At 34.4% G+C, this 26,556-nt stretch carries 22 protein-coding genes and 1 pseudogene; 14 read left to right on the forward strand and 9 right to left on the reverse strand.

Annotated elements, in window-relative coordinates:
- The 4 genes and pseudogenes from ISP73_06985 to priA form a co-directional block, all read left to right on the forward strand.
- A partial coding sequence (locus tag ISP73_06985) for a T9SS type A sorting domain-containing protein (GenBank protein ID MBL6658326.1) occupies positions 1-285 on the forward strand: 285 nt, incomplete at its 5' end.
- A gap of 52 nt (positions 286-337) precedes the next feature.
- Complete coding sequence (locus tag ISP73_06990; GenBank protein ID MBL6658327.1) at positions 338-2,686, forward strand: gliding motility-associated C-terminal domain-containing protein; 2,349 nt, start codon at positions 338-340, stop codon at positions 2,684-2,686.
- A 48-nt stretch (positions 2,687-2,734) separates the two neighbouring features.
- Positions 2,735-5,062: a choice-of-anchor L domain-containing protein gene (locus ISP73_06995; GenBank protein ID MBL6658328.1), complete on the forward strand. Its 2,328-nt coding sequence runs from the start codon at positions 2,735-2,737 to the stop codon at positions 5,060-5,062.
- Between the two features lie 27 nt (positions 5,063-5,089).
- A pseudogene (priA, locus tag ISP73_07000) lies at positions 5,090-7,507 on the forward strand (primosomal protein N').
- Here priA and ISP73_07005 read toward each other — a convergent pair.
- From ISP73_07005 to ISP73_07015, 3 genes are read right to left on the reverse strand one after another with little or no spacing between them, the layout of a single operon-like run.
- Complete coding sequence (locus tag ISP73_07005; GenBank protein MBL6658329.1) at positions 7,504-8,178, reverse strand: RNA pseudouridine synthase; 675 nt, start codon at positions 8,176-8,178, stop codon at positions 7,504-7,506. The pseudogene priA and the gene ISP73_07005 overlap by 4 nt on opposite strands.
- Positions 8,178-8,996, reverse strand: a complete 819-nt coding sequence (panB, locus tag ISP73_07010; GenBank protein ID MBL6658330.1) for a 3-methyl-2-oxobutanoate hydroxymethyltransferase — start codon at positions 8,994-8,996, stop codon at positions 8,178-8,180. The genes ISP73_07005 and panB overlap by 1 nt, the downstream gene beginning before the upstream one ends.
- 2 nt (positions 8,997-8,998) lie before the next feature.
- Positions 8,999-11,323, reverse strand: coding sequence for a hypothetical protein (locus ISP73_07015; protein MBL6658331.1), 2,325 nt, complete (start codon positions 11,321-11,323; stop codon positions 8,999-9,001).
- 69 nt (positions 11,324-11,392) lie between these two features.
- On the opposite strand from ISP73_07015, the gene ISP73_07020 reads away from it, so the two are divergent.
- From ISP73_07020 to ISP73_07030, 3 genes are all read left to right on the forward strand, one after another.
- Positions 11,393-12,448, forward strand: coding sequence for a hypothetical protein (locus ISP73_07020; GenBank protein MBL6658332.1), 1,056 nt, complete (start codon positions 11,393-11,395; stop codon positions 12,446-12,448).
- Positions 12,449-12,558: 110 nt separating this feature from the next.
- Positions 12,559-14,460, forward strand: a complete 1,902-nt coding sequence (dnaK, locus tag ISP73_07025) for a molecular chaperone DnaK (GenBank protein ID MBL6658333.1) — start codon at positions 12,559-12,561, stop codon at positions 14,458-14,460.
- 186 nt (positions 14,461-14,646) lie between these two features.
- Positions 14,647-14,955 carry a hypothetical protein gene (locus ISP73_07030; GenBank protein ID MBL6658334.1) on the forward strand — a complete coding sequence of 103 codons (309 nt, stop codon included), beginning with the start codon at positions 14,647-14,649 and terminating at the stop codon, positions 14,953-14,955.
- A gap of 3 nt (positions 14,956-14,958) precedes the next feature.
- Here the strand turns inward: ISP73_07030 and smpB are convergent, their stop codons facing one another.
- Genes smpB through ISP73_07045 form a run of 3 tightly spaced genes read right to left on the reverse strand, consistent with a single transcriptional unit; the run spans position 14,959 to position 16,919 of the window.
- Entirely contained in the window at positions 14,959-15,405 is a 447-nt protein-coding gene (smpB, locus tag ISP73_07035; GenBank protein MBL6658335.1) for an SsrA-binding protein SmpB, read from the reverse strand.
- Between the two features lie 18 nt (positions 15,406-15,423).
- The gene (locus ISP73_07040; protein MBL6658336.1) at positions 15,424-16,266 is read right to left on the reverse strand and encodes a ZIP family metal transporter; all 843 of its coding nucleotides are present in this window, start codon (positions 16,264-16,266) and stop codon (positions 15,424-15,426) included.
- Positions 16,263-16,919, reverse strand: coding sequence for a metal-dependent transcriptional regulator (locus tag ISP73_07045; GenBank protein ID MBL6658337.1), 657 nt, complete (start codon positions 16,917-16,919; stop codon positions 16,263-16,265). Before ISP73_07045 ends, ISP73_07040 begins: the two co-directional genes overlap by 4 nt.
- 134 nt (positions 16,920-17,053) lie before the next feature.
- Between ISP73_07045 and ISP73_07050 the strand changes: the two genes are divergently transcribed.
- From ISP73_07050 to ISP73_07060, 3 genes are read left to right on the forward strand one after another with little or no spacing between them, the layout of a single operon-like run.
- A complete protein-coding gene (locus tag ISP73_07050; GenBank protein MBL6658338.1) occupies positions 17,054-18,949 on the forward strand; it encodes a TonB-dependent receptor in 1,896 nt (631 codons plus the stop codon).
- A gap of 21 nt (positions 18,950-18,970) precedes the next feature.
- Positions 18,971-19,228, forward strand: a complete 258-nt coding sequence (locus tag ISP73_07055) for a TonB-dependent receptor (protein ID MBL6658339.1) — start codon at positions 18,971-18,973, stop codon at positions 19,226-19,228.
- A 20-nt stretch (positions 19,229-19,248) separates the two neighbouring features.
- Positions 19,249-19,695: a GNAT family N-acetyltransferase gene (locus ISP73_07060; protein ID MBL6658340.1), complete on the forward strand. Its 447-nt coding sequence runs from the start codon at positions 19,249-19,251 to the stop codon at positions 19,693-19,695.
- Here the strand turns inward: ISP73_07060 and ISP73_07065 are convergent.
- From ISP73_07065 to rlmD, 3 genes are read right to left on the reverse strand one after another with little or no spacing between them, the layout of a single operon-like run.
- The gene (locus ISP73_07065; GenBank protein MBL6658341.1) at positions 19,692-20,189 is read right to left on the reverse strand and encodes a phosphoribosyltransferase; all 498 of its coding nucleotides are present in this window, start codon (positions 20,187-20,189) and stop codon (positions 19,692-19,694) included. The genes ISP73_07060 and ISP73_07065 overlap by 4 nt on opposite strands.
- A 9-nt stretch (positions 20,190-20,198) precedes the next feature.
- Positions 20,199-20,783: a methyltransferase domain-containing protein gene (locus ISP73_07070; GenBank protein ID MBL6658342.1), complete on the reverse strand. Its 585-nt coding sequence runs from the start codon at positions 20,781-20,783 to the stop codon at positions 20,199-20,201.
- Entirely contained in the window at positions 20,784-22,193 is a 1,410-nt protein-coding gene (rlmD, locus tag ISP73_07075) for a 23S rRNA (uracil(1939)-C(5))-methyltransferase RlmD (GenBank protein ID MBL6658343.1), read from the reverse strand.
- A gap of 82 nt (positions 22,194-22,275) precedes the next feature.
- Here rlmD and rocD point away from each other — a divergent pair, with 82 nt between their 5' ends.
- The 4 genes from rocD to ISP73_07095 all read left to right on the forward strand — a co-directional run bounded on the left by rocD (position 22,276) and on the right by ISP73_07095 (position 26,518).
- Positions 22,276-23,502 carry an ornithine--oxo-acid transaminase gene (gene rocD, locus ISP73_07080; GenBank protein MBL6658344.1) on the forward strand — a complete coding sequence of 409 codons (1,227 nt, stop codon included), beginning with the start codon at positions 22,276-22,278 and terminating at the stop codon, positions 23,500-23,502.
- Between the two features lie 17 nt (positions 23,503-23,519).
- Entirely contained in the window at positions 23,520-23,972 is a 453-nt protein-coding gene (locus ISP73_07085) for a hypothetical protein (GenBank protein ID MBL6658345.1), read from the forward strand.
- Between the two features lie 129 nt (positions 23,973-24,101).
- On the forward strand, positions 24,102-26,198 hold the full coding sequence (locus ISP73_07090; protein MBL6658346.1) for a TonB-dependent receptor: 2,097 nt from the start codon (positions 24,102-24,104) through the stop codon (positions 26,196-26,198).
- Positions 26,198-26,518: a DsrE family protein gene (locus ISP73_07095; GenBank protein ID MBL6658347.1), complete on the forward strand. Its 321-nt coding sequence runs from the start codon at positions 26,198-26,200 to the stop codon at positions 26,516-26,518. The genes ISP73_07090 and ISP73_07095 overlap by 1 nt, the downstream gene beginning before the upstream one ends.
- Positions 26,519-26,556: the final 38 nt, after the last annotated feature.

Consider the following 26,556-nt stretch of genomic DNA (forward strand, 5'->3'; position numbering starts at 1 on the left):
GTGACTAGAGACTTCACAAAGGTTGGATTAGATGAGTTTAGCAGTATGGATGTATTGATTTATCCAAATCCTGCGAGAGATTACTTTACAGTGGATCTATTGGGAAATAGTAATGATAATGAGTATACCTTTAAACTAATGGATTCCAGAGCACGAGTATTACGAGAGTCTACCATCACTAATTCTATAGTAATAGAAAGAGGTGATTTAGCTTCTGGAATATATTTTATATTGATAAAATCTGATGGGTTTGAATATCAACAAAAATTATTGATAAATGATTGAAATTAAAACTGATTAATTAGATTTTACTACTTAACCTTAACAATAATATATGATGATAAATAAATTATCTGTTTTATTTTTGTTTGTGTCAACGACTGCCTTTGCACAGTTGACAACAGATCGAACACCACCTTATGATAGTCCAGAGTATTTAGTAAATGACATACTATTGGGTACGGGTGTAGAAGCCTCTAATTTCACTTTTCAAGGAGATTCTATTCAATTAGGGTATTTCAATGGGTTTTCCTCAAACCTTGGTTTAAACAGTGGAATTGTTATGAGTACAGGTGACATTGATATATTGGATCCGACTTTTGAAGGTTTTGGAGATTTTGTTAATGTTGTCCCGCCAGTAGAAGATCCGGATTTATTGGATGTGGCAAACAGTGTTCCGCCTCTGATAGGTCAAGCTTTTAACGTTTCCAGCGTAAATGATATAGCTGTTTTAGAATTTGATTTTGTGCCTAGTAGTGATTCGGTTTCATTTAAATATGTTTTTGGTTCACAAGAATACTTCGGCTTTGAAAACTCTGTATATAATGATGTATTTGGATTTTTTATTTCAGGACCAGGAATAGTTGGTCCATATGCAAGTCCTGCAGCTTTCCCAAATGGTAGTATTAATATTGCAACATTTGAAAGTCAAGAAGCTAATTCTTTAGGTGTTGAATTACCCATTACAATTTCTTCAATATGTAACTTTCCAGATGATTTTGGAGGTCCATCGGTATATAATCCTCAATTATTTATCAATAATCAGTCTTTAGAAACAGTCGATGATGCTGACGGTTTTACGGTTGTAATGACAGCAGAAGCAGCTGTACAATGTGGTGAAACCTACCACATTCGATTGGCAATTGCTGATGGAACTGATGGTGGACTCTCTTCATATGTATTTTTAGAAGAAAACAGTTTTTCATCTCCATTTTTAGATGTTTTAAACAGTTTAGGACAAGATTCCAGTCATATTGTAATTGATTGTGGAACAACCGTCGAATTAACGGCGCAGATGTCTCAGACAGGTAGCTATTCTTATTCATGGAGTAATGGTCAAAATTCTCAGACTATTGACGTAGGAGAAGGAGAGTATATTGTAGAAGCAACGAGTGATAATAATTGCTCAACATTATCAGACACTTTTTATGTTGAAGAACTGAATACTATTGAACTAGAAATTGGAGATGATATTTCGGTGTGTGGAGAAGACGTTGTAACTATTCAAATAGAAACGTTAAATGCAGCACCTCCAGTTTTATTTGATTGGAGTTCAGGGCAGTCATCTGAAGAAATAACAGTTCCAGCTGGTATTTATTCATTAATAGTGACTGATGGAAATGGTTGTATAGGACAGGATGAAATTAATATAAATTCTATTGATAGACCAACAGCTACACTTAGTGGTGGTGGAACGATATGTGAGGGGCAATCCTTTCAATTACCATTAAACTTAGCATTAAGTGGTCAGGCTCCTTTTTATATAAATTACACTGATGGACAAAATTTCTTCACTGATACGGCTATGTTTCTTAACCATTCCATAATGGCAACTACATCAGGAGATTATAGTTTATTATCAATAATTGATAACAATTGTTCGGGCTCAGTAGATGGTTCTGCAATAATTTCAAACTTTTCATTACCAAAAACTTCAATGGTAGGTGGTGGAGTAATATGTGATGTTGATAGCGCTGAAATTACAGTAACTGTAGAAGCAGACGCTATCCCTTATAATTTATTCATTCATAACGGAGATTATAATCAAGTTTTTAGTGCCATAACAGAGCCTACTTTCACTTTTTATATGAATGAACCAGCTGTTTATGTTGTTGATAAAGTGATTGATTCTAACGGTTGTATATCCATTGATAATCAAGGAGAAGCTGTTATTTCTGTCAAAGAATATATGAACCCTGAAATCAATTTTACTCTAGACACAGTAGTCTGCCCAGTTAATGAGCCAATTCAAATTGAAGCAATGAATCAAGGAGGAGTTTGGAGTGGTAAAGGAATGGGCGTTGGTAATTATTTTAACCCTGCCAATGCCTTTATGGGAACTAATTGGGTTTATTATAGCTTCCCTCAAAATTGTAATGAAACTGACTCTATTGCTATTGAGGTTGGTTGCGATTTAAGCATTTTTATTCCGAATTCATTTACACCCAATGGTGATGATGAAAATGAAGAACTGGTCATAAAGGGTAATAATGTTTTATCTTTTGAAATGTCTATTTATAACAGATGGGGAGAAGTAGTATTCAACACAAACGATATTTATAAATTTTGGGACGGAAAGTTTAAAGGTAGTTTACTTCAAAAAGGAACTTACTCATACAGCATATCAGCTTATGGAAAAGATGCTCAAATTTTAAATAAAACAGGAACAATCAATCTTTTTAGATAGAAAATTGTATTTTTACAAATAGTCATCATTTTTAATCCTTATCGCCTGATGAAAAAAGTTTTCTTTTGTCTATTTTCTATCGTTTTTCATTTATTTGCTTTTTGTCAAATTTCTGTGAGTACTAATCCTCCATTTGATACACCTGGTCATTTGGTTAACAATGTGTTGCTTTCATCGGGAGTTCAAGCCTCGAATTTTTCCTTTCAAGGGCATCCAAAACAAATGGGTTATTTCGATGGCTCAGATTCAAATATAGGATTAAGTGGTGGTATTGTTCTATCGACTGGAGATATTTCCATTTTAGAACCTTCGTTTTCAGGAACTGTTGCTGCTGTTTCTCAAACACCTCCAATAACTGACCCTGATTTACTTAGTGTTGCAAATAGTGTTCCTGGATTGATTGGTCAGAGTTTTACAGTAAGTTCCATCAATGATGTTGCGATTTTAGAATTTGATTTTGTACCAAATAGTGACACGGTCTCATTTAACTATGTATTTGGTTCTGAAGAGTATTTTGCCTACGAAAACACTTCATTTAATGATGTATTTGGCTTTTTTATTTCTGGGCCGGGAATATCAGGCCCTTATAGTAGTCCAACAGGTTTTCCAGATGGAAGTATAAATGTTGCTGTTTTTGAAAGCCAAGAATCTAATTCATTAGGAGTAGATTTACCCATTACAGTTTCATCTATTTGTAGCACATCGCAAATATCATATAACCCTCAGTTCTTTGTAAATAACCAATCTGATTCTACAGTTGCCAAAATAGATGGTTTTACTGTTTCTATGAGAGCAGAGTTAGTTGTTCAGTGTGGAGAAACCTATCATATTCGTTTGGCGATTGCTGATGGTAGTGATACAGGCTTGTCATCTTTCGTTTTCCTTGAGGAAAAAAGTTTTTCTTCAACACAAACAAATATTGCTAATAACCTTGATCAAGATAGTCTTCACATATTAATAAATTGTGGAGAAGAGGTTATATTATCCGCACAAGTTAATTCACCCGATGATTATACGTATTTGTGGAGTACCAATGAAACCACTCAATCCATAAGTGTAGGCCCTGGCACGTATTGGTTTACAGCTTCGAATGATGGATGTGATTTGCTTTCAGATACGATAACGGTTGAGGAAAAATCTTTAGGTGTAAGTCTCGGAGAGGACCTATCAGTATGTTCTGGAGATAGTATTACCCTTGATGTGAAACTTCTGACTGGAGAGGCACCATATGCTTATCTATGGAGTTCAGGGCAGACTAGTGCTGAAATAAATGTGCCTGTTGGTATTTATATATTGACAGTTACAGATGCAAATAATTGTATAGGCATAGACAGTATTGAAGTTCATAGAATAGAAAGACCACTTGCTACTGTAAGCAGTGAAGCTGGTATTATTTGCAAGGGAAGAGACTTGCCTGAAATAGAAGTTACTTTAGAAGGTCGCCCCCCATTTTCTATCAGTTATACTAATGGAACTCAAGTTTATCATGTTTCTACAGAAATTACGAACTATAAAATTTTAGGAACAGTAGCAGGAGAATATTCACTGATATCAGTAAAGGATAGTAATTGTGTAGGAAGCGTTATTGGATCTTCATTGATTCGACGAAATGATTTCAATTCAGTTTTATCAGGTGGAGGTCCAATTTGTAAAGGAGACACTTCAGAAGTTGTCATTTACTCAGATGTAAACTTTTTTCCTTACAGTGTTTTTTTGAATGACGGCAGTAATACAAAAAGCTATATTTCCATAGATAAAATTCCTTTTTCGATTTATTCCGAAGGCGATTATGTGTATTCTGTTGAGAAAATTGTTGATGCAAAAGGGTGTGAATCTATTAGTAATTCTGGTATTGCATCAGTTTTATACAAGGAATTAATATCCCCTCAAATTATTACATCTGTTGACTCTGTGTTGTGTCCAGTTGATTCACTAGTTGAGTTGTTAGCTACTCCAGAGGATGGAGTTTGGCATGGAAAGGGAACAGATTTTAGTAATTATTTTAACCCAATACATGCTTATAAAGGAGTGAATTGGGTGTATTATAGTTTTCCTCAGAACTGTAATGAAACAGACTCTATTGCTATTGAGATAGGATGTGATGTTAGTTTATATATACCAAACTCCTTTACTCCTAATTGGGATTACGATAATGAATTATTGGTTTATAGAGGTAATAATATTATTGATTTTGAATTTTCAATCTTTAATCGATGGGGAGAGTTGATGTTTCATACTAATAGCCTTTCAGAGTTTTGGGATGGAAGATATAAAAATAGGGTAGTGCCACCAGGAACTTATAGTTATGTTGCTAAAATTTATGGTAAGGATGCTAAGTATAAATTTCAGAATGGAACCGTAAATGTATTAAAGTAAAAATTCACATCTTTGTAATGCGTGATTTTTGCTGATGTCATACTACCATTACCTCTTAAAAATGTGTTTACATATGAGGTTCCTGAAGATTTCCTCGACTTAAAAGTAGGAATGAGGGTGATAGTTCAGTTTGGGCAAAAAAAGTTTTATACAGCCCTTGTATACGCTGTCCATAAAACCCCGCCTTCAAATTATATAGCCAAACATATTCAAGAAGTTTTAGACTCCAAAGCGGTTGTTTCTGAATCACAGTTTAAACTGTGGGATTGGATGTCTGAATACTATTGTTGTGGTCTAGGCGAAATAATGAATTCTGCATTACCATCAGCACTAAAACTAAGTAGTGGAACAAAATTAGTATTAGACACGGGTGAGGTTGAAAAATCTGAATTGACAGACAAGGAGTTTTTGGTAGTTGAAGCACTTGAACAGAGTAAAGAACTATCACTGAAGGAAGTCTCAGCAATTTTAAATCAGAAAACTATTTTTCCAGTTATCAATTCATTATTGAAACGGAATATCATTTCACTTTTAGAAGAGATTAATGAAAAGTACAGACCAAAAACTATTCGTAAGGTAAAGTTAGTTAGCGAATTCATTGACGATTCTGTTCTTAAAAATGCCAAAAAACAGAGATTGATTGTTGAGCACTTTACTAATTTAAGGAATGAATTAAATACGGATTCTATAGCTATAAGTCAGCTGTTAAAATCTGCTTCAGCCTCTCATCAAAGTCTAAATGCACTCATAGAAAAGGGGGTTTTTAGCGCCTTTGAAGATGAAGTTTCTAGACTTGAACGCTTTGAAAATGAAGATTTAATATCTTTTGATTTGAGTCCACCTCAACATCATGCTTTTTCTCAAGTCAAATCTGCTTTTGAAAAAAAAGACGTAGCCTTGTTACACGGTGTTACATCTAGTGGTAAAACAGAGATTTTTATAAAACTCATAAGAGAAGCAGTTGAAAAAGGATATCAAGTTTTATATCTTTTGCCAGAAATTGCCCTAACTACCCAAATAATTAATAGATTAAGACAGCATTTTGGCGATTTAGTAGGGGTCTATCACTCCAAATTCAATAATAATGAACGTGCTGAAATTTGGAACGAAGTACAAAATAGTGGTCGCTTTCCTATTATTATAGGAACACGATCATCTATCTTTTTGCCTTTTAATAATTTGGGACTTATCATTGTGGATGAAGAGCATGAAAATACCTTTAAACAACAACAACCTTCACCAAGATACAATGCTAGGGATACTGTAATTAAATATGCTCAATTATTAAATGCTAAAGTGCTTTTAGCTTCGGCTACACCTTCAATAGAAAGCTATCATAATGCATTGTTGGATAAATATGCTTTAGTAGAATTGAATGAGCGATATGGGGGTGTAAAAATGCCTGAAATTGATATTGAAGACATTAAGTATTTGACCCACAGAAAACAAATGAAGGGTGCTTTTTCACCAAAATTATTGGATGCTATTGAAAGTGCCTTATCTAAAAATGAGCAGGTTATTTTATTTCAAAATAGAAGGGGTTTTGCACCAGTAAGTGAATGTAAATCTTGTGGCTGGACAGCCAAATGTGTTTCATGTGATGTGAGTCTGACCTATCATAAACACCAAGAAGTACTTAAATGTCACTACTGTGGTTATTCTGACCAACTTGTTAAAAGATGTAAAGTATGTGGAAGTTCTGAATTAATTATTAAAGGATATGGAACTGAAAAACTTGAAGAGGAGTTACAACCCTTTTTTAAGGACGCAGTAATAAAACGATTGGATTTAGATACTACCAAAAAAAAATACGCCTATGATAGTATTATTCACGATTTTGAAAACAGAAATATTGATATTCTAATTGGTACTCAAATGATTACAAAGGGGCTTGATTTTAATAACGTCTCTTTAGTTGGAATTATAAATGCCGATAGCCTGTTAAATTATCCTGATTTTAGGTCTTACGAGCGTTCTTATCAACTAATGGCACAAGTTGCGGGGCGTTCAGGTCGAAAGAATAAGCAAGGTATGGTTATCATTCAAACCTACTCGGCAGAACACGATATTATAAAATCAGTTAAGAGAAATGATTACTTGTCCATGTATACATCCGAAATTAGTGAGCGTGAACTGTTTAACTATCCGCCTTTTTGTAAGCTTATCTCAATAACAGTTTCTCACAAAGACTATGAGTTAACAAATTTTGCGGCAAGAGAATTGGCCATTCATTTACGAGCTGCCTTTGATAAATGTGTATTAGGACCTGAATACCCTGTAGTTTCTAGAGTAAAAAATCGATATTTAAAAAATATAATTCTAAAAATAGGAGATAACTTATCTTTAAAAAAATCAAAAAAACACCTCTTAGAATTAGTAAATACATTGAATAAACATCCGAATTACTTATCAGTTAGATTTACAATTGATGTTGATCCAAACTAATTTTTTTCGCACTCTTTCCAAATACTATCTTTAGGAGTTGGAGCTGTAATGCTCAAGGCTTCGTTTTTAACAGGGTGAATGAATTCAATTTTCCGTGCATGTAAGTGTATGCTAGCATCTTTATTTGTTCTATTAAATCCGTATTTGATATCCCCTTTTATAGGTGATCCGATTTTAGAAAGTTGAACTCTAATTTGATGATGCCTTCCTGTTTTTGGATATACTTCAATCAAATGATAATTATCTAGAGACTTCAAAAACGTATAGCTTAACTCAGAAAGAAGACTGCCATTTTCTTCACGATTAAAGGCAGTAGATTTATTTTTGATATGGTTTTTTTTGAGGTAGTGTTTAAGTGTATCAGATGATTTTTGAGGTTTATTTTTTACAATTGCCCAGTAGGTTTTTTGAATGTCTTTTTCTCTAAACATCTTATTCAATCTACTTAGTGATTTACTGGTTTTAGCGAATAAGACCACGCCGCTTACTGGTCTATCCAGTCGGTGGACTACACCTAGAAAAACATCTCCAGGCTTATTGTATTTTTTCTTCAAAAAATCTTTTACAAACTCAGCAAGAGGTCTGTCTCCAGTCTTATCACCTTGAACAATATCCGAAGGTTTTTTATTGACTGCAATAATGTGATTATCCTCGTAAAGGACTTCAATCATCAATATTGTTCTTTTTCGTTAGGAAAATCTATTGATTTGACATCAGAAACGTACTGTCCAACAGCAGATTGAATATCTTGGTATAAGTTAAGATAACGTCTAAGAAAGCGAGGGCTAAATTCATGAGTCATTCCAATCATGTCATGAAGAACTAACACTTGTCCGTCTACTTGACTTCCAGCACCAATTCCAATAACCGGTATAGTTAGTTTTTTAGCAACCTCCGAGGCTAGTTTAGAAGGTATTTTTTCAAGGACTAGAGCAAAGCAACCTGCTTGTTCTAAAAGTAATGCGTCTTCAATAAGTTTTCTTGCTTCCTCTTCTTCTTTTGCTCTTACAGTATAAGTGCCAAACTTATAAATGGATTGGGGTGTAAGACCCAAGTGCCCCATAACTGGTATTCCAGCAGTTAAAACACGTTCAATAGATTCAATAATTTCCTTTCCACCTTCCAGTTTTACAGAATGAGCACCAGATTCCTTCATTATTTTAATGGCAGAATTCAAAGCTTCTTTTGAGTTTCCTTGGTAAGAACCAAAAGGCATATCAGCCACAATTAATGCTCTGTCAACAGCTCTAACTACAGATGCTGTATGGTATATCATTTGGTCAAGGGTAATTGGCAGAGTAGTTTCGTGTCCAGCCATTACGTTAGAGGCAGAATCACCTACTAAAATTACATCAACCCCTCCAGAATCTACAATTTTTGCAAGTGTATAATCGTAAGCTGTTAGCATAGAAATCTTCTCCTTGTTTTGTTTCATTTCAAGAAGAGAATGTGTCGTTATTTTTTTATAAACTTTCTTATGAACGGACATTGTTAAAATTTTACGATGAAGGAATCTTGGAATCCTTTTTCACGCATTTTAACTAGATAAGTTCTTGCTGAATTAAAACTATCGAACTTGCCAGAGATGTAAATAATCTGTTGGTTTTTAGTGTAAATGGTGGTTAAGTCTTCTAATCCTTCAATATCAATTACGTCGTCAAATATACCTAATTGTACTCTATAAACCACACCTCCATTACTTTCCGACTTATTTTCTCCCAAATTGAAGTTTAAAATTTCATTTTGGAATTGTTTGTTTTTTTCTTTTTCAATTTGATACGATTCTGCAAACTGAGAGGCAATCAACTTTTGGCGTTCGACTTGTAATTTAACAGTTTCACTTTCAAGCAATGCCTTTTTCTTTTCTACTTCTGCAGTCTGCACTTTTTGTGTAAGAGTGATAATATCGTTTTCGTTTTTCTTTTCAAGGGCTTGATATTTATTCGTTAGGTTTTCCAGCGACTTAGTTTTAGACTCAATTTGTGCGTTTTGTTGATTTACTTTTTGATTTAGTGTTGCTATCTCCCTGTTAAGTTCTTGTATAGATGCTGATTGTTTTTTAAGCGACTTTAGTTCACTTGTTTTTTGAGCTAAAGCAGAATTTGTTTTTTCTAGTAAAATTTGATTTTGTTCGAATTCCTTTTCAATGTTTCTATATTTATCAAGATCAGAGTTCAGAGTCTTTATTTTTTCACTCAATTTTGAATTGGCAATTTCCATTTCCATAAACCCATTTTTAAAATCATTAAAGTCACTTTTCATTTGAGAACTTTCATTGATTTTGTTATTAGCTATTTCTAGAGAATTACTTAATTTTTTATTTTCAGCTTGTAGTTTTAGTACAGTTTTGTTCTGCTCAGTCAATTCATTTTTAGTTGAGGAAAAATCTGAATTGAGTTGACTTAATTTTTGTGTCAATTCGTTAATCTTATTAGCGGATAATGTCTGCTTATCGTTGAAGTTTTTGTTTGCAGAATCGAGTTGCTTAATTTTCTGATTCAATTTGTTGTTTTTGTTTTTAACCTCATTCAATTCTGTTTGCACAGCATTTTTACTTTTCAATAGTTCCTCCTTGGCTGCCTTTGTACTTGCTAATTCACTATTTACATCGTTAAGAGATTTTGTTAAATTACTTATTTCAGTTTTTGATGTTAAAGAACTTTGTGTTTTTTTCTTTAAATTTTCTTTAAGGGTATTGTTTTGCTCAGTTAGGCTTTTAAACTGAACTAATTTTTGGTTCAGAGAGGTGTTTTCTTTTTGTAAATCTGAATAATTGTCCAGTTTATTTCTTAGAGTAGCATTTTGTGTTTCAAGTTCTTTAATCTTCTTGTTTTCTTGAGTGAGTAGTAAATTCTTTTTCTTTAGGTCTATGATGGTTTTTGCCTTTTCAGCTATGTCTTTACTTTGATTTTCTTTTAAAAATTTATTCTCAGTTTCTAAACTATAAATTTTCTTCGACTGTTCATTAATTACTCTATCTCTATTTTGAATGAGGTCTTTGTTCTTTTGCTCTAAATCGGATATCTTTTTTGTTTTCTCAGCAATAATTGAGGAATTGTTTTCCTTTTCAAGTTTGTATTCCTTTTCTAGTTTAACCAGTTTTTCTGAATTGGTATTTAACTTATCAATTTTACTTTCGAGCTTTTTGAAATTATCTACTGACTTATCTTTACTCTTTTTTAGAATTGAAACAAAGTCGACTCTTGCCTGTGAGTTTGGTCCAATGATAAAGCCAAATTGTCCAGTTTTAAGCTCAGGCACTTCATATGCGGCAGCAAAATTATTATTGATGAATACGTTATACGTTGAGTTCGTGTAAATGATATCTATGTAATTATACTCAGAGTTATCCTTAACATACTTATTTTTTACCCATCCCAAATTAGATTCTGTTCCACTCAAATATTTTGAAGAGTTAGACATAATCTTCCTTATTCGATACTCTCTTTTACCATTTACTTCAATGCCAAGGCACTCCGAATTATCTTCAGACATATTCATTATAATGCCTGAGAAGAAGGTTCTTTTAATAGATGGTCCAATCTTTATGGCAGCTTTAAGTCTGTAGGTGTCAGGTAAATCATTCTTTTTAGAAAGAGTGATGAAGTCTGTATCTGGATTACTTCTATTTAAATATAAATCGCCATCGTCAATGACTATATAGTTCTCTTTTTCGACAATTGAAGGCAAAAATTCGCTTTCGGAATTAAAGCTTTCAGAGAAAAATTCATCTTCAAAAGAAGATAGAGAAGTTGTTTGGGAATAGCCCACAATAGACACGACCAAACTTAAGAATAAGCTAATATATTTTTTCATGGTAAATTATTATGTTTGAGCACAAATGTACTAAGTGTTATTTGGAATTAAAAGTATAAATTTGCACTTATGAAAAAAAGTTATTTACTATTTTTTTTAGTAATTGCCATTTTAACAGCCTGTGAAACTGACTTTGAGGTCAATGCACCTTGGAAAGAAACTGCAATTATTTATGGTTTGTTAGACCAAACTGTAGATACTCAAAAGGTTATTATTTACAAATCATTTTTAGGTCAAGAAAGCGCTTACACTATGGCCCAAGAGCCAGATTCTTTTTATTATGCTGAAGATCAGTTGGAAGTCTTTTTATATGGCGTGAATTCAAATGATGATACAGTACAGGCCATAACTTTAGATTATAATCTCTCAAATAACAGATTTTCTACTGGTTTTGATACTATTTTTTCTACTGAATACTCAGTCGAATATATTACAACCGAAAGTCTTGATGAATCTTTAGTCTATCACTTGTACGTTCATAACTTAGAAAGTGGTTATGAGGCTCGTTCATCAACAGCTTTAATAGAGCCTTTGGATATTAATCAAGGGTTTACTGATGAAATTAGGTTTTTTAAGGATAACGAATATCGAAATCACAGGCTACAATGGTCGTCTTCCAGAAATGGAAAAATATATAGACCGTTTTTGAGGTTTTATTACTATGAGAGAAATGTTTCTTCCGGAGAGGTTGTGCGTAAATTCATTGATAAGTCATACTCTCAAATGTATTCAAGTAATTCGTCGGGAGGAAGTGATATGGAGCTTTATATTACAGGTGAAAGTTTTTATTTTTTCGTTGCCAATAGTATTTCGGAAAATATAAATATACAACGCATCAATGCAAAACAACTAGAAGATGGTTTTGAAGAATACGATTACTGGGTAGGAGGAGTAGATTTTCTATTTCTAGTTGGAGGTGTAGATATAGCTCAATACGTAGAGATTAATAATTTACCAACTCTAATATTTCAAGATCCACCAGCTTTTACTAATATTGAAAATGGGAGGGGAGTTTTCTCTTCAAGGCTCAATGCTCAGCAAACAGGTAAGTACTTAAGCATACCTTCTTTAACTGAGCTATCCAATGGAGATCTTACTGATCAGTTAAATTTCATAGAGCCATAAATCTGTCAATTTGTCTTTATTTCCTGAACTTATGTCATCGCTCTAGATGTTGGCACAGACTTTGTATATAAGTAAAAGCGAAACACGCTAAAACATTAAATTTATATACAATGAGCAAAATTATTGGAATTGATTTAGGAACTACCAACTCATGCGTTTCCGTAATGGAAGGAAATGAGCCAGTAGTAATACCTAATAGCGAAGGTAAAAGAACAACACCTTCAATCGTTGCTTTCGTAGAAGGTGGCGAAAGAAAAGTAGGAGACCCTGCCAAAAGACAGGCGATTACTAATCCAGAAAAAACAATTGCTTCTATTAAGCGATTTATGGGAGAATCTTTTTCTAAAGTGCAGAAAGAAGCAGGACGTGTTCCTTACAAAGTAGTGAAAGGAGATAATGATACCCCTAGAGTATTAATTGACGATAGAAAATACACGCCACAAGAAATTTCGGCTATGATTCTTCAAAAAATGAAGAAAACTGCTGAAGATTATTTAGGACATGAAGTCAAGGAAGCAGTAGTAACTGTTCCTGCTTACTTTAACGATGCACAACGTCAGGCTACAAAAGAGGCTGGTGAAGTTGCAGGACTTAAAGTGAGTCGAATTATTAACGAGCCAACTGCTGCCGCATTAGCTTATGGACTTGATAAATCTGATAAGGACAGAACTATTGCTGTATTTGATTTAGGTGGGGGTACTTTTGATATATCAGTACTAGAGCTAGGCGATGGAGTATTCGAAGTAAAATCAACTAATGGTGATACTCACCTTGGTGGAGATGACTTTGACCAAGTATTAATTGACTGGATGGCTGAAGAGTTTAAGTCTGAAGAAAACATTGATTTAAGACAGGACCCAATGGCTTTACAGCGTTTGAAAGAAGCTGCTGAAAAAGCTAAAGTAGAATTATCTTCTAGCGCTCAGACTGAAATTAACTTACCATATATTACTGCAACAGCTTCAGGGCCCAAGCACTTGGTAAGAACCTTAACTAAAGCTCAGTTCGAGAAATTAGCCGATAAGCTTATTCAAGCAACAATAGAGCCTTGCAAACAAGCATTAAAAGATGCTGGAATGTCTGCAAGTGACATTGACGAAGTTATTTTGGTAGGAGGTTCAACGCGTATACCTGCTATTCAAAACATAGTAAAAGAATTCTTTGGTAAAGAGCCTTCGAAAGGAGTAAACCCTGATGAAGTTGTGGCTATTGGAGCAGCTATTCAAGGTGGTGTACTTACTGGAGATGTAAAAGACGTTCTTTTATTAGACGTTACACCACTATCATTAGGTATTGAAACTATGGGTGGCGTAATGACTAAGCTTATAGAGTCAAACACGACTATCCCAACTAAGAAATCGGAAGTATTCTCTACTGCTGCTGATAATCAGCCTGCTGTAGATATTCACGTTTTACAAGGTGAAAGACCAATGTCTGCTGATAACAAAACTATCGGACGTTTTCAGTTATCTGACATTCCCCCAGCACCTAGAGGAGTGCCTCAAATTGAAGTGACTTTCGATATCGATGCAAACGGAATATTGAATGTATCGGCAAAGGATAAAGCCACTGGTAAAGAGCAAAACATTAAGATTGAAGCCTCTTCTGGACTTTCTGAAGAAGAAATCGAAAGAATGAAGAAAGAAGCTGAAGCTAATGCCGATGCCGACAAACAAGCAAAAGAACAAGTTGAAAAGGTAAATGCTGCAGATGCAATGATTTTCCAAACCGAAAAGCAACTCAAAGAGTATGGCGATAAATTATCTGATGATAAGAAAAAGCCTATTGAAGACGCTTTAGAAGGATTGAAAAAAGCACACGAAAGCAAAGACTTAGCTGCAATTGATACAGCTATGGAAACCATCAATACAGCTTGGACTGCGGCTTCCGAAGAAATGTACAAAGCTACTCAAGATCAGCAAGCTGCTGATAGTGATGCTCAAGCAAGCCCAGAAGGCGGAGCCGATGATGTTACCGATGTAGATTTTGAAGAAGTAAAGGAAGATAAGTAGCATAATTTTCTTCTTTTAGTTAGTAGAAAAGCCCCTCGAAAAGAGGGGCTTTTTTTTTATGTCAAAAACTTATTTTGAAGGTGTAATATTTTCTTCATTAAGATTAGAATTTTTTGTTGTAAACTAATTGTTCGATTAAATATTTTTATTTAATTCGCGCCGATTTTAAAACCAACTTAAATAAACATGAAAAAAACACTTGTAATATTACTTTCCCTTTGTGTAATACCTCTTCTATCTCTTGCTTCATTTCCGGTACAAAAGACCAATGACTTAATAGAGTTGTCTATTGAAGAAGATGCTTTTATGTCCAGCCCAACCTATGAAAGAAATGTAACTTTTTGTTGGATTGGTTTTGTGTTAGGCTTTATGTTAAATTTTGTTGGGATTGGGATTGCATACCTTGTGTCTAAAAATTATCAGTTAAGAAGGTCATCTTGGTATGGTCTTGCGGCTTTAATTTTCTCTGGCTTATTCTTGTTTTTGATGATGTAATAGCTATTTGCTAGCCCTGTCTATATCTCGCTGAACATCTCTGTCTTTAAGAGTATTTCGCTTGTCGTGTAGCTTTTTACCCTTAGCCACTGCAATTTCTATTTTTGCCCAGCCTTTTTCACTCAAGAATAATCGGAGAGGGACAATAGTTAGTCCCACATCTTTCATTTTCTTTTGAATTTTGTTCAACTCTTGTCTATTAAGAAGAAGTTTTCTTTCCCGTTTTGGTAAGTGGTTAGCATAATTTCCAAAAGCATATTCCTCGATATGCATACCAACTATAAAAAGTTCGTCTTTTTTGAAAGTACAAAATGAATCGGTGATAGCAGCTTTGCTTTCACGAATGGATTTTATCTCCGTTCCTGTAAGCTGTATACCAGCCACGAAATTATCGAGTATTTGATACTCAAAACGTGCTTTTTTATTTTGGATATTCACCGATTTCATGATGTGGCGAAGTTACGGATTTTATCCTAGTGAGACATCAAGAATCATCATGATGATAAATCCGGCAATAAGCCCCATAGTAGCAAGGTCTGTATTTCCGCCACTTTGGCTCTCAGGAATAACTTCCTCTACTACAATAAATATCATAGCACCAGCAGCAAAGGCTAGGGCGTATGGAAGTATTGGTAGTGCATATATTACTGCTGCAGCACCTATCATAGCGAAAATAGGCTCTACAATCGCTGATAACTGTCCCCATTTCCAACTTTTCCATTTACTAACACCTTGTCGTCTTAAGGGCATAGATACGGCAAAGCCTTCAGGAAAATTCTGAATACCTATTCCAATAGCTAAGGCTATGGCAGCTCCAATTTCGAATCCAGGAATACCGTGAGATATAGCGCCGAAGGCGACCCCTACAGCTAATCCTTCAGGGATGTTGTGCAGAGCGATTGCTAGTACTAAAAGAATGGTCTTTTTCCATTTGGTAGGGTAGCCCTCTGCTTCTTCGACTTTTTTGAAGAGATGCAAGTGTGGGATGATTTTATCTAGCCAATATAAAAATAAGGCGCCCATAAAAAAACCTACTGCAGGAGGAAACCAAGATGGTAGGTTGGATGTACCCATCTCATTTTGCATTTCTACATAACTGATAGCAGGGGATAGTAGTGACCAAAAACTAGCCGCAATCATTACGCCACCAGTAAAACCTAGTGAAGCATCTAATAATTTTCTGTTGGTTTTATTAAAGAATACAACTAATGCTGCACCAGATGCAGTTAGCCCCCAAGTAAAAAGTCCAGCCAGTAGAGCTTGAAGAACAGGATTTTGTATTACAAACCAAGAATATAAATCGTTTATCATAATTCTCTGATTAAAAGTGTTTTTGCCACTTCATTGCTAATGTGACGTTCTGTGTTATTTATTATTATTTCAAAAGAGTTGTCAAAATCTATCTGTTTTTTGATAACTACTTTACTGCCAATGGTAATTGAAAGAGAGTCCAAATATTTGAGTAGAGAAGGCATATCATTAGTTAAGCCAATTACCTCTCCTTTAACGTCATTTGGAAATTTGTTTAATGCTAATGCATTTGACTTTGGAAATTCACCATTTATATTAGGAATGGGCTCTCCATGAGGGTCTTTTTTAGGTTTGCCTAAAAAAATATCGAGAGAATCAATAAGTTTAGATGATTTAATGTGTTCGAGCTGTTCGGCTACGTGATGAACTTCGTCCCAATCAAATTGTAATTTACTTACTAAAAAGCATTCCCAGAGTCGATGTTTTCTTACAATATAAATAGCTATTTTATAACCCGATGTACTTAATGATACACCTTTATATTTCTGATATTTAACTAATTTTTTTTCAGTTAATTTTTTATTCATTTCAGTAACCGATGATGCTTTAGTTTTTAGCTCTTTTGCAATGGCATTAGTAGACACCATTTCCAATGAATAATTGGATAATTTTAGTATCGCCTTAAGATAATTTTCTTCTGCCAAAGTGGTCATTTTACAAAATTATAAAATTTAATTGAAATTAATTTTAGTTTTCCCTAAATTTTTAAAATATTTATATTTTATTTAGACTAATTATAAATAAAGATTTAAATTTGTCGCATAAATTCTTAAAAAACCATTGTGCTATGAAAATATTTACACTTCTAATAGTTTGCTGTTGTCAGCTTGCAGTTTATTCACAGAACTATACATTTTCAGGAATTGTTAAGACAACAAACAATAAAGTTTTACCATTTGCTTCTGTAAGTATAAAAGGAACTACTGATGGTACTTCTGCAGATGAGAATGGGGTATTTACATTGGATGTAAATAATAAGAAAGTTGATTTGCAGGTTTCTTCGGTTGGCTATAAAACCTACCGAAAAACTATTGATGTAAGTTTAATAAATTCTGAACCTTTACAAATAGTATTAACTTCTTTGGCATATGATTTAGACCAAGTAGTTGTAACAGGGACAATGCGTGAGACGTTTCTCAGTGCTTCTCCTGTGAAAGTGGATGTTATTAGCCATAAATTTCTTAAAAAAATTGCTACGGCCAATGTAATGGAGGTCATTGAAAATGTAAATGGTGTTCAAAAACAAATCAACTGCGGTGTTTGTGGCACTAACGATATACATATCAATGGTATGGAAGGTCCTTATACCTTGGTGTTAATTGACGGTATGCCCATCATGAGTTCTCTATCCACTGTTTATGGGTTAAATGGCATTTCAACATCTCTTATTAAACAAATTGAAATCATTAAAGGTCCTTCTTCGACACTTTATGGCACTGAAGCTGTTGCAGGTGTAATAAATATTATTACTAAGGAATCTAAAGATATTTCCACTATAGAAATTGATCTTTTTGGGACTTCACACTTTGAAAAAAAACTTGATTTTTCTATTGCTCCAAAATTTAAAAAAGTAGATATGCTTTTTAGCGGGAATGTGTTTTTTATGAATCATTTTTTGGATGATAATGAAGATAACTTTTCTGATGTGCCTTTTTCTAATCGTATATCATTATTTAATAAATGGTCCATGAAAAGAAAGAGCAATAAAAAATTATCTTTTTCAGCTAAATATTATAACGAAGATAGGAGTGGAGGGGTTGAAGAATGGAATCGAGATTATAGAGGAAGTGATTCTGTTTATGGTGAATCAATATTTACGGATAGGTTTGAGCTAGTAGGAAGCTATCAGTTCCCAACTAAAGAAGATATACGACTAGATGTTTCTTATAATCACCACCATCAAGATGCTTTTTATGGAGATACTAAATATGAAGCTTGGCAGCAGATTTATTTTTCAAACCTCTTGTGGAATAAAAAAATAGGCTATACTCATGATGTATTAGTAGGTACTTCACAACGCTATCAAATGTATAAGGATAGCACCTTAGCAATGATTGATGACAAACAATATATTCCAGCAATTTTTTTGCAAGATGAAATCACACTAAATAAAAAGTGGTCGGTATTATTAGGGTTAAGAAGCGATTACCATAAGGAACACCGTTTGGTATATTCGCCACGACTAAATATAAAATGGAATGTTGGAGAGCAATCCACTTTTAGATTCAATAGTGGTACAGGCTTTAGATTAGTAAACTTATTTACTGAAGATCATGCCTTTTTAACGGGTTCAAGAGATGTTCAAATTGTTGAGGAGTTGGAGCCTGAAGAATCCTACAATGTTAACCTAAATTTCAACCATTTGTTACTGTTGCCACGCAGTACGGGTGCTATTGATATTGATGTCTTTTACACTCATTTTAACAATAAAATTGTACCCGATTATGATATTGACCCTAATCTCATTGTTTATGCTAATCTTGACGGTTTTTCAGTGTCAAGGGGTTTTGCGTTTAATATTCAGCAAAATTTTGATTTCCCCCTCAGTTTAACTCTTGGTGGTACATTTTTGGATGTGTATTCTGAGTCAAATGGTATAAAAGAAAAAGAATTGTTTGCGCCTTCTTTTTCTGGAAATACATCTTTAAGCTATCAATTTCAACATGAATTTGACCTTAGCTAGACAGCAAAAATTGTAGGTCCAATGGAGCTGCCTACTTATCCTGAACCGTTTAATCGTGCAGAAAAATCTCCTTGGTTTTCTCAAAATCATCTACAACTCAAAAAAATATTTAGTGAATCATTTAACGTTTATGTGGGCGTAAAGAATGTCTTTAACTATACACAGCCATCACCTCTAGTAGATTGGAAAAACCCTTTCGGAGATAATTTTGACACCTCATACGCTTATGGTCCATTACAGAGCCGTCGTTTTTTGTTAGGGTTTTCGTATAAACTGTAATTTTATATTTTTAGCGAATGATAATTAACTGGCAGTTCTTCGATTTTCACGACTTAAGTAAATTCCAACTTCATGAAATAATGAAGTTTCGACAAGCTATTTTTATTGTTGAGCAAGACTGTCCTTACCAAGATGCTGACGAGAAAGACAAAGATTCTTATCACCTTTTAGGTTTTGATGAAAGCCAGCAGTTAGTAGCTTACTTAAGACTAGTAAAAGAAGGAGTTAGTTACGATGAGATTTCTTTTGGAAGAATTGCCACACATTTGTCTGTTAGAGGCAAAGGTATAGGTAAAGATTTAATGGAAGAAGGTATTCGACAAGCGAATAATTTATATGGTAAACCTCAAATTCGTATTTCTGCTCAATCTCATCTAGTTCCTTTTTATGAAGCCTTTGAGTTTAAGTCAACAGGAAAAGAATATCTTGAAGACGATATTCCACATACAGAGATGTTGAGGGTTTAGGTTAGGTGAACAGCTTCTTCTTCTCCAAATTCAACCGTTACATGCTCTTGCAAAGTTGTTGAAAGCGACAAGCCAACAACATCGGCTTTGATAGGATAATTTTTGTAGTTTCTATCGATAAGAATAGCAGTCATCAGTTTTTTAATGGGTTTATTCAGAAAGTATTGAGACCCATACATTAGAGTTTTACCAGATTTAAGCACATCATCCACTAAAATGACTGCTTTATTCTTTAGCTCACTGTGTGCACTTACTTGAACAGGATCTGACAAGGGGTTGTCTTTGTTCAATTCTACAACAATAACTTCAACTAGAATTTCTGAAATTTTACTAAGGTGTTCGGCAAGGCGTTGAGATAATAATGCCCCTTGAGGACTAATTCCAGCAATTACTATTTCTTTTTCGAGATGGTTTTTCTCATAAATCTCCCATGCCATTCGGCAAATTTTTTGCTCCATTTGTTGAGCATCAAGCACAAGTGTTCTCGTTCCCATTCTGCTAATTTACAACTTCTTCTTTTTAAATGATATAAATAATTCTCTTCCTTTCCTTTGTTCAATAGAGTTTGTGGCTGTTTTCATGATTTCTATATCAAATAAGCCAGAAAATAAATTCAGATATTCATCTTTAGTTCCCCCAAAAGGTGGGTGTTCATTGCCAAATTCTTCATTAAAAAGAAGACCTACAATTTTGCCGCCATCATTCAGTAACTCATAAGAATGCTTCACATAATTTTCTCTTAAACCTCTGTCAATTGCACAAAAGAATGTTTGTTCTAAAATAATATCATACTTACTCTTGTGGTTGAAAAAATTGGCATTAGTAAGGCTTTCCTTTGGAAAAGAAGGCATACGCTTTGAAAACTGGTCTAAGGCAGTTGGAGATAAATCAATAACACTGATATTTTTAAAGCCTTTGTTGTATAAATATTCCGCTTCATAAGCTCTCCCGCAACCAGGAATTAAAATATGCAAACCTTTATTCTCTAAGCTATCAATAAATTCTTTTAGTGGGGTAGACGGATAGCCGATGTCCCAACTAGTCTGTTCATATTTATAACGGTTATCCCAAAATTCTTTGTCTAGCATTTATCTTTTTTCTAAAAGCACAACGTTTTCAACGTGATAGGTTTGAGGAAACATATCAACAGGCTGAACTTTAGTTACAGTATAGTGTTCGGTCATAAGAGCCAAATCTCTAGCTTGGGTGGCAGGATTACAACTGACGTAAACGATTTTTTTTGCTCCAACATCTAAGAGTTGACCAATTACTTTTTTATGCATACCGTCTCTAGGTGGGTCGGTAATTACGACATCTGGACGACCATTTTTACGAATGAAATCTTCAGTAAATACCTCTTTCATATCTCCAACGTAAAACTTACAATTGTTTATCTGATTATTTTTGGCATTTTCCTTGGCTGCCTCAATGGCTTCTGGGACAGATTCCACACCAATAACTTTCATAGCGTTGTTGGAAACAAATTGTGCTATTGTACCCGTTCCTGTGTACAAATCATAAACGATATCGTCTTTTTGAATGTCTGCAAAATCTCTAGCTACTTTGTAGAGTTCGTAGGCTTGTTTAGAATTGGTTTGGTAAAAGGATTTAGGGCCAATCTTGAATTTCAGACCTTCCATTTCTTCATAAATGCAATCTTCTCCAGAGTATGTTATGATATTTAAGTCGAAAATACTCTCATTGCCTTTGTCATTGATGGTGTAAAGTAAGGATGTAATTTCAGGAAACAGCTTGTGTATGTACTCTAAAAGACCTTCTCTTTTCTCTTTATCTTCATAGAAAAACTGAAAGAGAGCCATAATTTCGCCAGTACTACTCATTCTGAGAGTTAAGGCTCTTAAAAAACCTTCCTTTTCAGCAATATCAAAAAAGTCTAATTCGTGTTCGATGGCATAATCTCTAGCGGCTTTACGAATAGTATTTGACGGTTCTGCTTGTAAATGGCATTCGTTTAGGTTTATAACTTTATCCCAAAAACCTGCTACTCTAAATCCTGCTCCATTACGGTCTGTTATTTCTTTACCTTCAGCACTTTCTTCCTCAGTTATCCAACGTCTGTTAGTAAAGGCAAAATCCATTTTGTTGCGGTAGCGAAACTCGTTTTCGCACTTTAATATTGGAGAAACTTCTGGCAATTCGATGCCACCAATTCGACTAAGTGCATCAACCACTTCTTTTTGTTTGTAATCCACTTGATGCTCGTAATCCATAAATTGCCACTTACACCCACCACAGAGCCCGAAGTGCTCGCATTTAGGCTCTCTTCTTTTTTCTGAATAAGTATGGAATTTTATAGGTTTTCCTTCTAAAAAAGACCTACGCTTTTTATGTACAAGTACATCGCAAACATCTCCAGGTACAGCACCTTCAACAAACAAAACAAGTCCGTTTTCAAGTCGGCTTATGGATTTTCCTTTAGCTCCTGCATCTGCAATAAGTACATTTTCTAAGAGTATCTTTTTCTTTTTTCTTCCCATGGCACAAATATAGAATATTAAAACAGTGATTTATTCTGCAAGCAAATACATTTTTCTAAATTTGTAGCTCAAAATATAAGATATGTACACTTCACAAGAACTGATAGAAATAGAAGAGAAATACGGAGCTCACAATTACCACCCGCTACCTGTTGTCCTTTCAAAAGGAGAAGGCGTTCATGTGTGGGATGTAGAAGGGAAGAAGTATTTTGATTTTCTTTCGGCGTATTCTGCTGTCAATCAAGGACACTGCCATCCCAAAATTATAAAGGCATTAAATGATCAAGCCTCCACCTTGACATTAACCTCCAGGGCCTTTCATAACAACATTTTAGGTCAGTATGAGAAGTTTATCACAGACCTGTTCGGTTACGATAAGGTTTTACCAATGAACACTGGTGTTGAAGGTGGTGAAACGGCTAACAAATTAGCTCGTAAGTGGGGCTATATGAAAAAAGGTATTGCCGAAAATAAAGCTCGTATTATTTTTGCTAAAGGTAATTTTTGGGGGCGTACATTAGCAGCTATTTCGAGTTCAGATGACCCTACATCTTATGAGGGTTTTGGTCCTTATATGCCTGGCTATGATTTAATTCCTTACAACAATTTAGAAGCTTTAGAAACTGAATTGAGGGATCCAAATGTATGTGCATTTATGGTTGAGCCTATTCAAGGTGAGGCTGGAGTTGTTGTTCCTGATGAAGGTTTTTTGGCAGGAGTAAGAGCTTTATGTAGCAAGTACAACGTTTTATTTATTGCCGATGAAGTACAAACTGGAATTGCACGAACTGGTAAAATGATTGCTTGTGATTTTGAAGATGCACGTCCTGATATTTTAATTTTAGGAAAAGCCCTTTCTGGTGGAGTATTACCAGTGTCTGCTGTATTAGCTGATGATGAGGTAATGTTGTGTATAAAGCCAGGAGAACACGGTTCTACTTTTGGCGGTAATCCTCTAGCATGTAAGGTTGCTCAAGCTGCTTTGGAAGTCGTATTAGAAGAAAATCTTTCTGAGAATGCAACTGAGTTAGGAGAAGTCTTTAGAACTGAATTAAACAGACGCTTAGGACATTTGAATATCATTTCCTTAATTAGAGGCAAAGGCCTTCTAAATGCTATTGTGATAAATGATTCTGAGGAAAGCTCAACGGCTTGGGATATGTGCATGGCTTTGAGAGATAATGGACTTTTGGCAAAGCCAACACATGGAAATATTATTCGCTTTGCACCCCCATTAGTAATAACGAAAGAAGAATTGCTAGAGTGTATTGATATTATTGTAAACACCCTCAAAACGTTTGAAAAATAATTTTGTAGATTTACATAATGAAAATTTTAACAAATACCTTTTATTTTTCGATATGCTTTTTAGTGCTTATCAGTAGTATTGGTATTCCTGTTGTTCTTAATCATATCCACAACCCTACAGTTTTATCTGAACAAATAGATGAAACTCAAGAGGTGTTTTGTGATGATGCTGTAATGTGTTGCAGTTCCGAAGAAAAGCCTTTACCTACAGAATCTCTTAAATCTTGTGATTGTAATTTGTTGGCTTCATGTTGCTGTTGCTTTTTAGAAGTAGAGCTAGTCGCTTTTTCCTTTGAGATACCAGTAAGTGTGCCGGTTTTAGCTCCATCTTTTGTAGAAGCTTACTCAACAGAATTAAATAGCATCTCAAATCTATTAAGTAACTCATCTTTTTCAATTAAAAGTCTTGAGTTGCCGCCTCCTAAACCCTACTCTCAACAACTTTCTTTATTCCAAGTCTTTCGTATTTGATTTAGCTGTTTCCTTAACACTTAACAAGTTAGGACTAAATATAAACAGTTAAACAAAATTAAAATGAAATATATATTAATAATTGCCTTGCAATTAAGTGCGTTAATGACCTTTGCACAGGCACATATAATGGGAAAAGTAGTAGATGAAAGCGGTAACACTTTAATTGGTGCTAATGTTGTAGTAGAAAATACGACACAGGTTACAACAACAGGTTTAGATGGTAAATTTCACCTGGACTTAACTACTCAACTTCCCGTGAAATTAAAAATCACTTACATTGGTTTTCAGCCTAAAAGTGTAAATGTAAAAGACGAAACCTTTTTAAGTGTAGCTCTTAGTGAATCTGTTGAGTTGAAAGAAGTTACGGTAGAAGCAAAAGTAAAAACTACCGAGCTTTCTATGGTAAACCCTCTACAAGTACAAAAGATTTCCTCAAAGGAATTGCAAAAAGCGGCTTGTTGTAATTTATCAGAAAGTTTCGAAACCAATGCGACTGTAGATGTTACCTTTTCTGATGCCGTTTCAGGAGCCAAGCAAATTCAAATGCTAGGATTAGATGGAATTTATACCCAAATTACACAAGAAAATGCACCTCTTATTCGAGGTTTATCTTCTTCGTATGGATTGACTTATGTGCCAGGAACTTGGATTGAATCCATACAGGTAATTAAGGGAGCAGGATCGGTCATTAATGGATTTGAGTCTTTCGCTGGCCAAATAAACCTAGAGTATTTCAAGCCTGAAAATGCCGATAAAATCTATTGGAATTTCTATACTAATACGGAAAGTAAGTTTGAAAACAACCTCCAATTTGCTAAGAAAACAGGCAAATGGACTACTAATTTATTTACGAGTATAAATTATCATTCTAAAGATGTTGATCACGATAAAAATGGTTTCTTAGATATGCCACACATTAAATCATTAAATGTTCTTAATCGTTGGCTTAGAGATACAGATAGATATAGAATAAATTTAGTTGGTCGTGTTTTAGCAGATGAACGTGTAGGGGGGCAAATACGCACCTTTACGAATCCATATAAGGTTGTTTTAGATAATACCTTATTAGAATTTAGCACGAAAACAGGCTTGAAAATGCCCGATAAACCAGGTAAAAGTGTAGGTCTTCAAACAGCCTTTAGAAGGCATGACCAAGATATTAAGTTTGGATTAACTGACTATAACAGTTTACAAGAAAGTGCCTACTTAAACCTTATAGCCCAAACCTTTATTTCTACAACCGACAATACTCTTAAGTATGGAATGAGCTATTACGCTGATAGATATACTGAAAATTATCAAGGTTTAAACTTCAACAGAACAGATTTAACTACTGGTCTTTTTGCAGAGTATAGCTACACATCAGCTTCTGATTTTGTATTAGTAGCAGGTGTCCGTGGAGATTACCATAATACTCATGGTTTTGAATTTTTACCAAGATTGAACATTAAATACAACCCATCTGAACAAACTGTACTTAGACTTTCTGCCGGCAAAGCTATGCGAATAGCTAATCCAATAGCTGAAAATGTATCTTATTTTGCCTCCTCTAGACAGTTTGAGATTCAAGATAGTTTGGGGATAGAAGTAGCTTGGAATTATGGAATAAATGCCACCCATTGCTTTAAACTTTTTGATAGAGAAGCGACTTTTAATGCGGATGCCTACCGAACACAATTTGAAAATCAAGTCGTAGTAGATGTGGAAGACCCCACAAAATTGAGATTCTATAACCTAGATGGCGAATCCTATTCAAACAGCATTCAATTTGATTTCAATTATGAATTGTTCAATAGATTTGATGTTAAATTAGCCTATAAAATCAACCAAGTGTACTCTACTTTTGATGGAGAGACGAAATTAGCCCCATTAGTACCAGAAAATAGAGCGTTGGTTAATATAGCCTATTCAACCGATCATATTAACAAATGGTTATTTGATGCTACTTGGAACCATATAGGTAGCAGTAGAATACCTTACCATCCTTTAATAGACGATGGTCGTGCTCAATCTGACCCATTTTTTGTAATTAATAGTCAGGTAACCAAGAAATTCAACACCTTTGATATTTACCTTGGAGGAGAGAATTTGTTGAATTATAAACAAGACAACCCTATATTGGGAAGCAATGACCCCTTTGGTAGTAATTTCGATGCATCCATCATTTGGGCACCAGTTATGGGTCGTCTGATTTATACAGGAATACGATTAAAAATTAACTAATGAAATTAGGAATAATAATTTATAGCACAGATGCGGAAGTAGTGTTCAACGCTTTCCGTTTGGCTAACTTCTCATTAAAAGAAAAAGACGATGTTCGTCTTTTTCTTTTAGCGAGTGGAGTAGAGTATGGTGATTTGCATTCTGAAAAATTTCCTATCCTTGATTTAGCACAATCCTTTTTAGATGGTAGTGGACAGATTCTAGCTTGTGGAACTTGCCTTAATTTAAGAGATAAAGAAGGGACTGAACTTTGTCCGCTTTCCAGCATGAAAGATTTGTACGAATTGATTCGTGATTGTGATAAAACCGTAACCTTTTAAATATGCTATTCGCTAAAATAATGATGGGAGTAGTGGCA

The sequence above is a fragment of the Flavobacteriales bacterium genome (assembly GCA_016779935.1).
GTDB lineage: Bacteria > Bacteroidota > Bacteroidia > Flavobacteriales > UBA7312.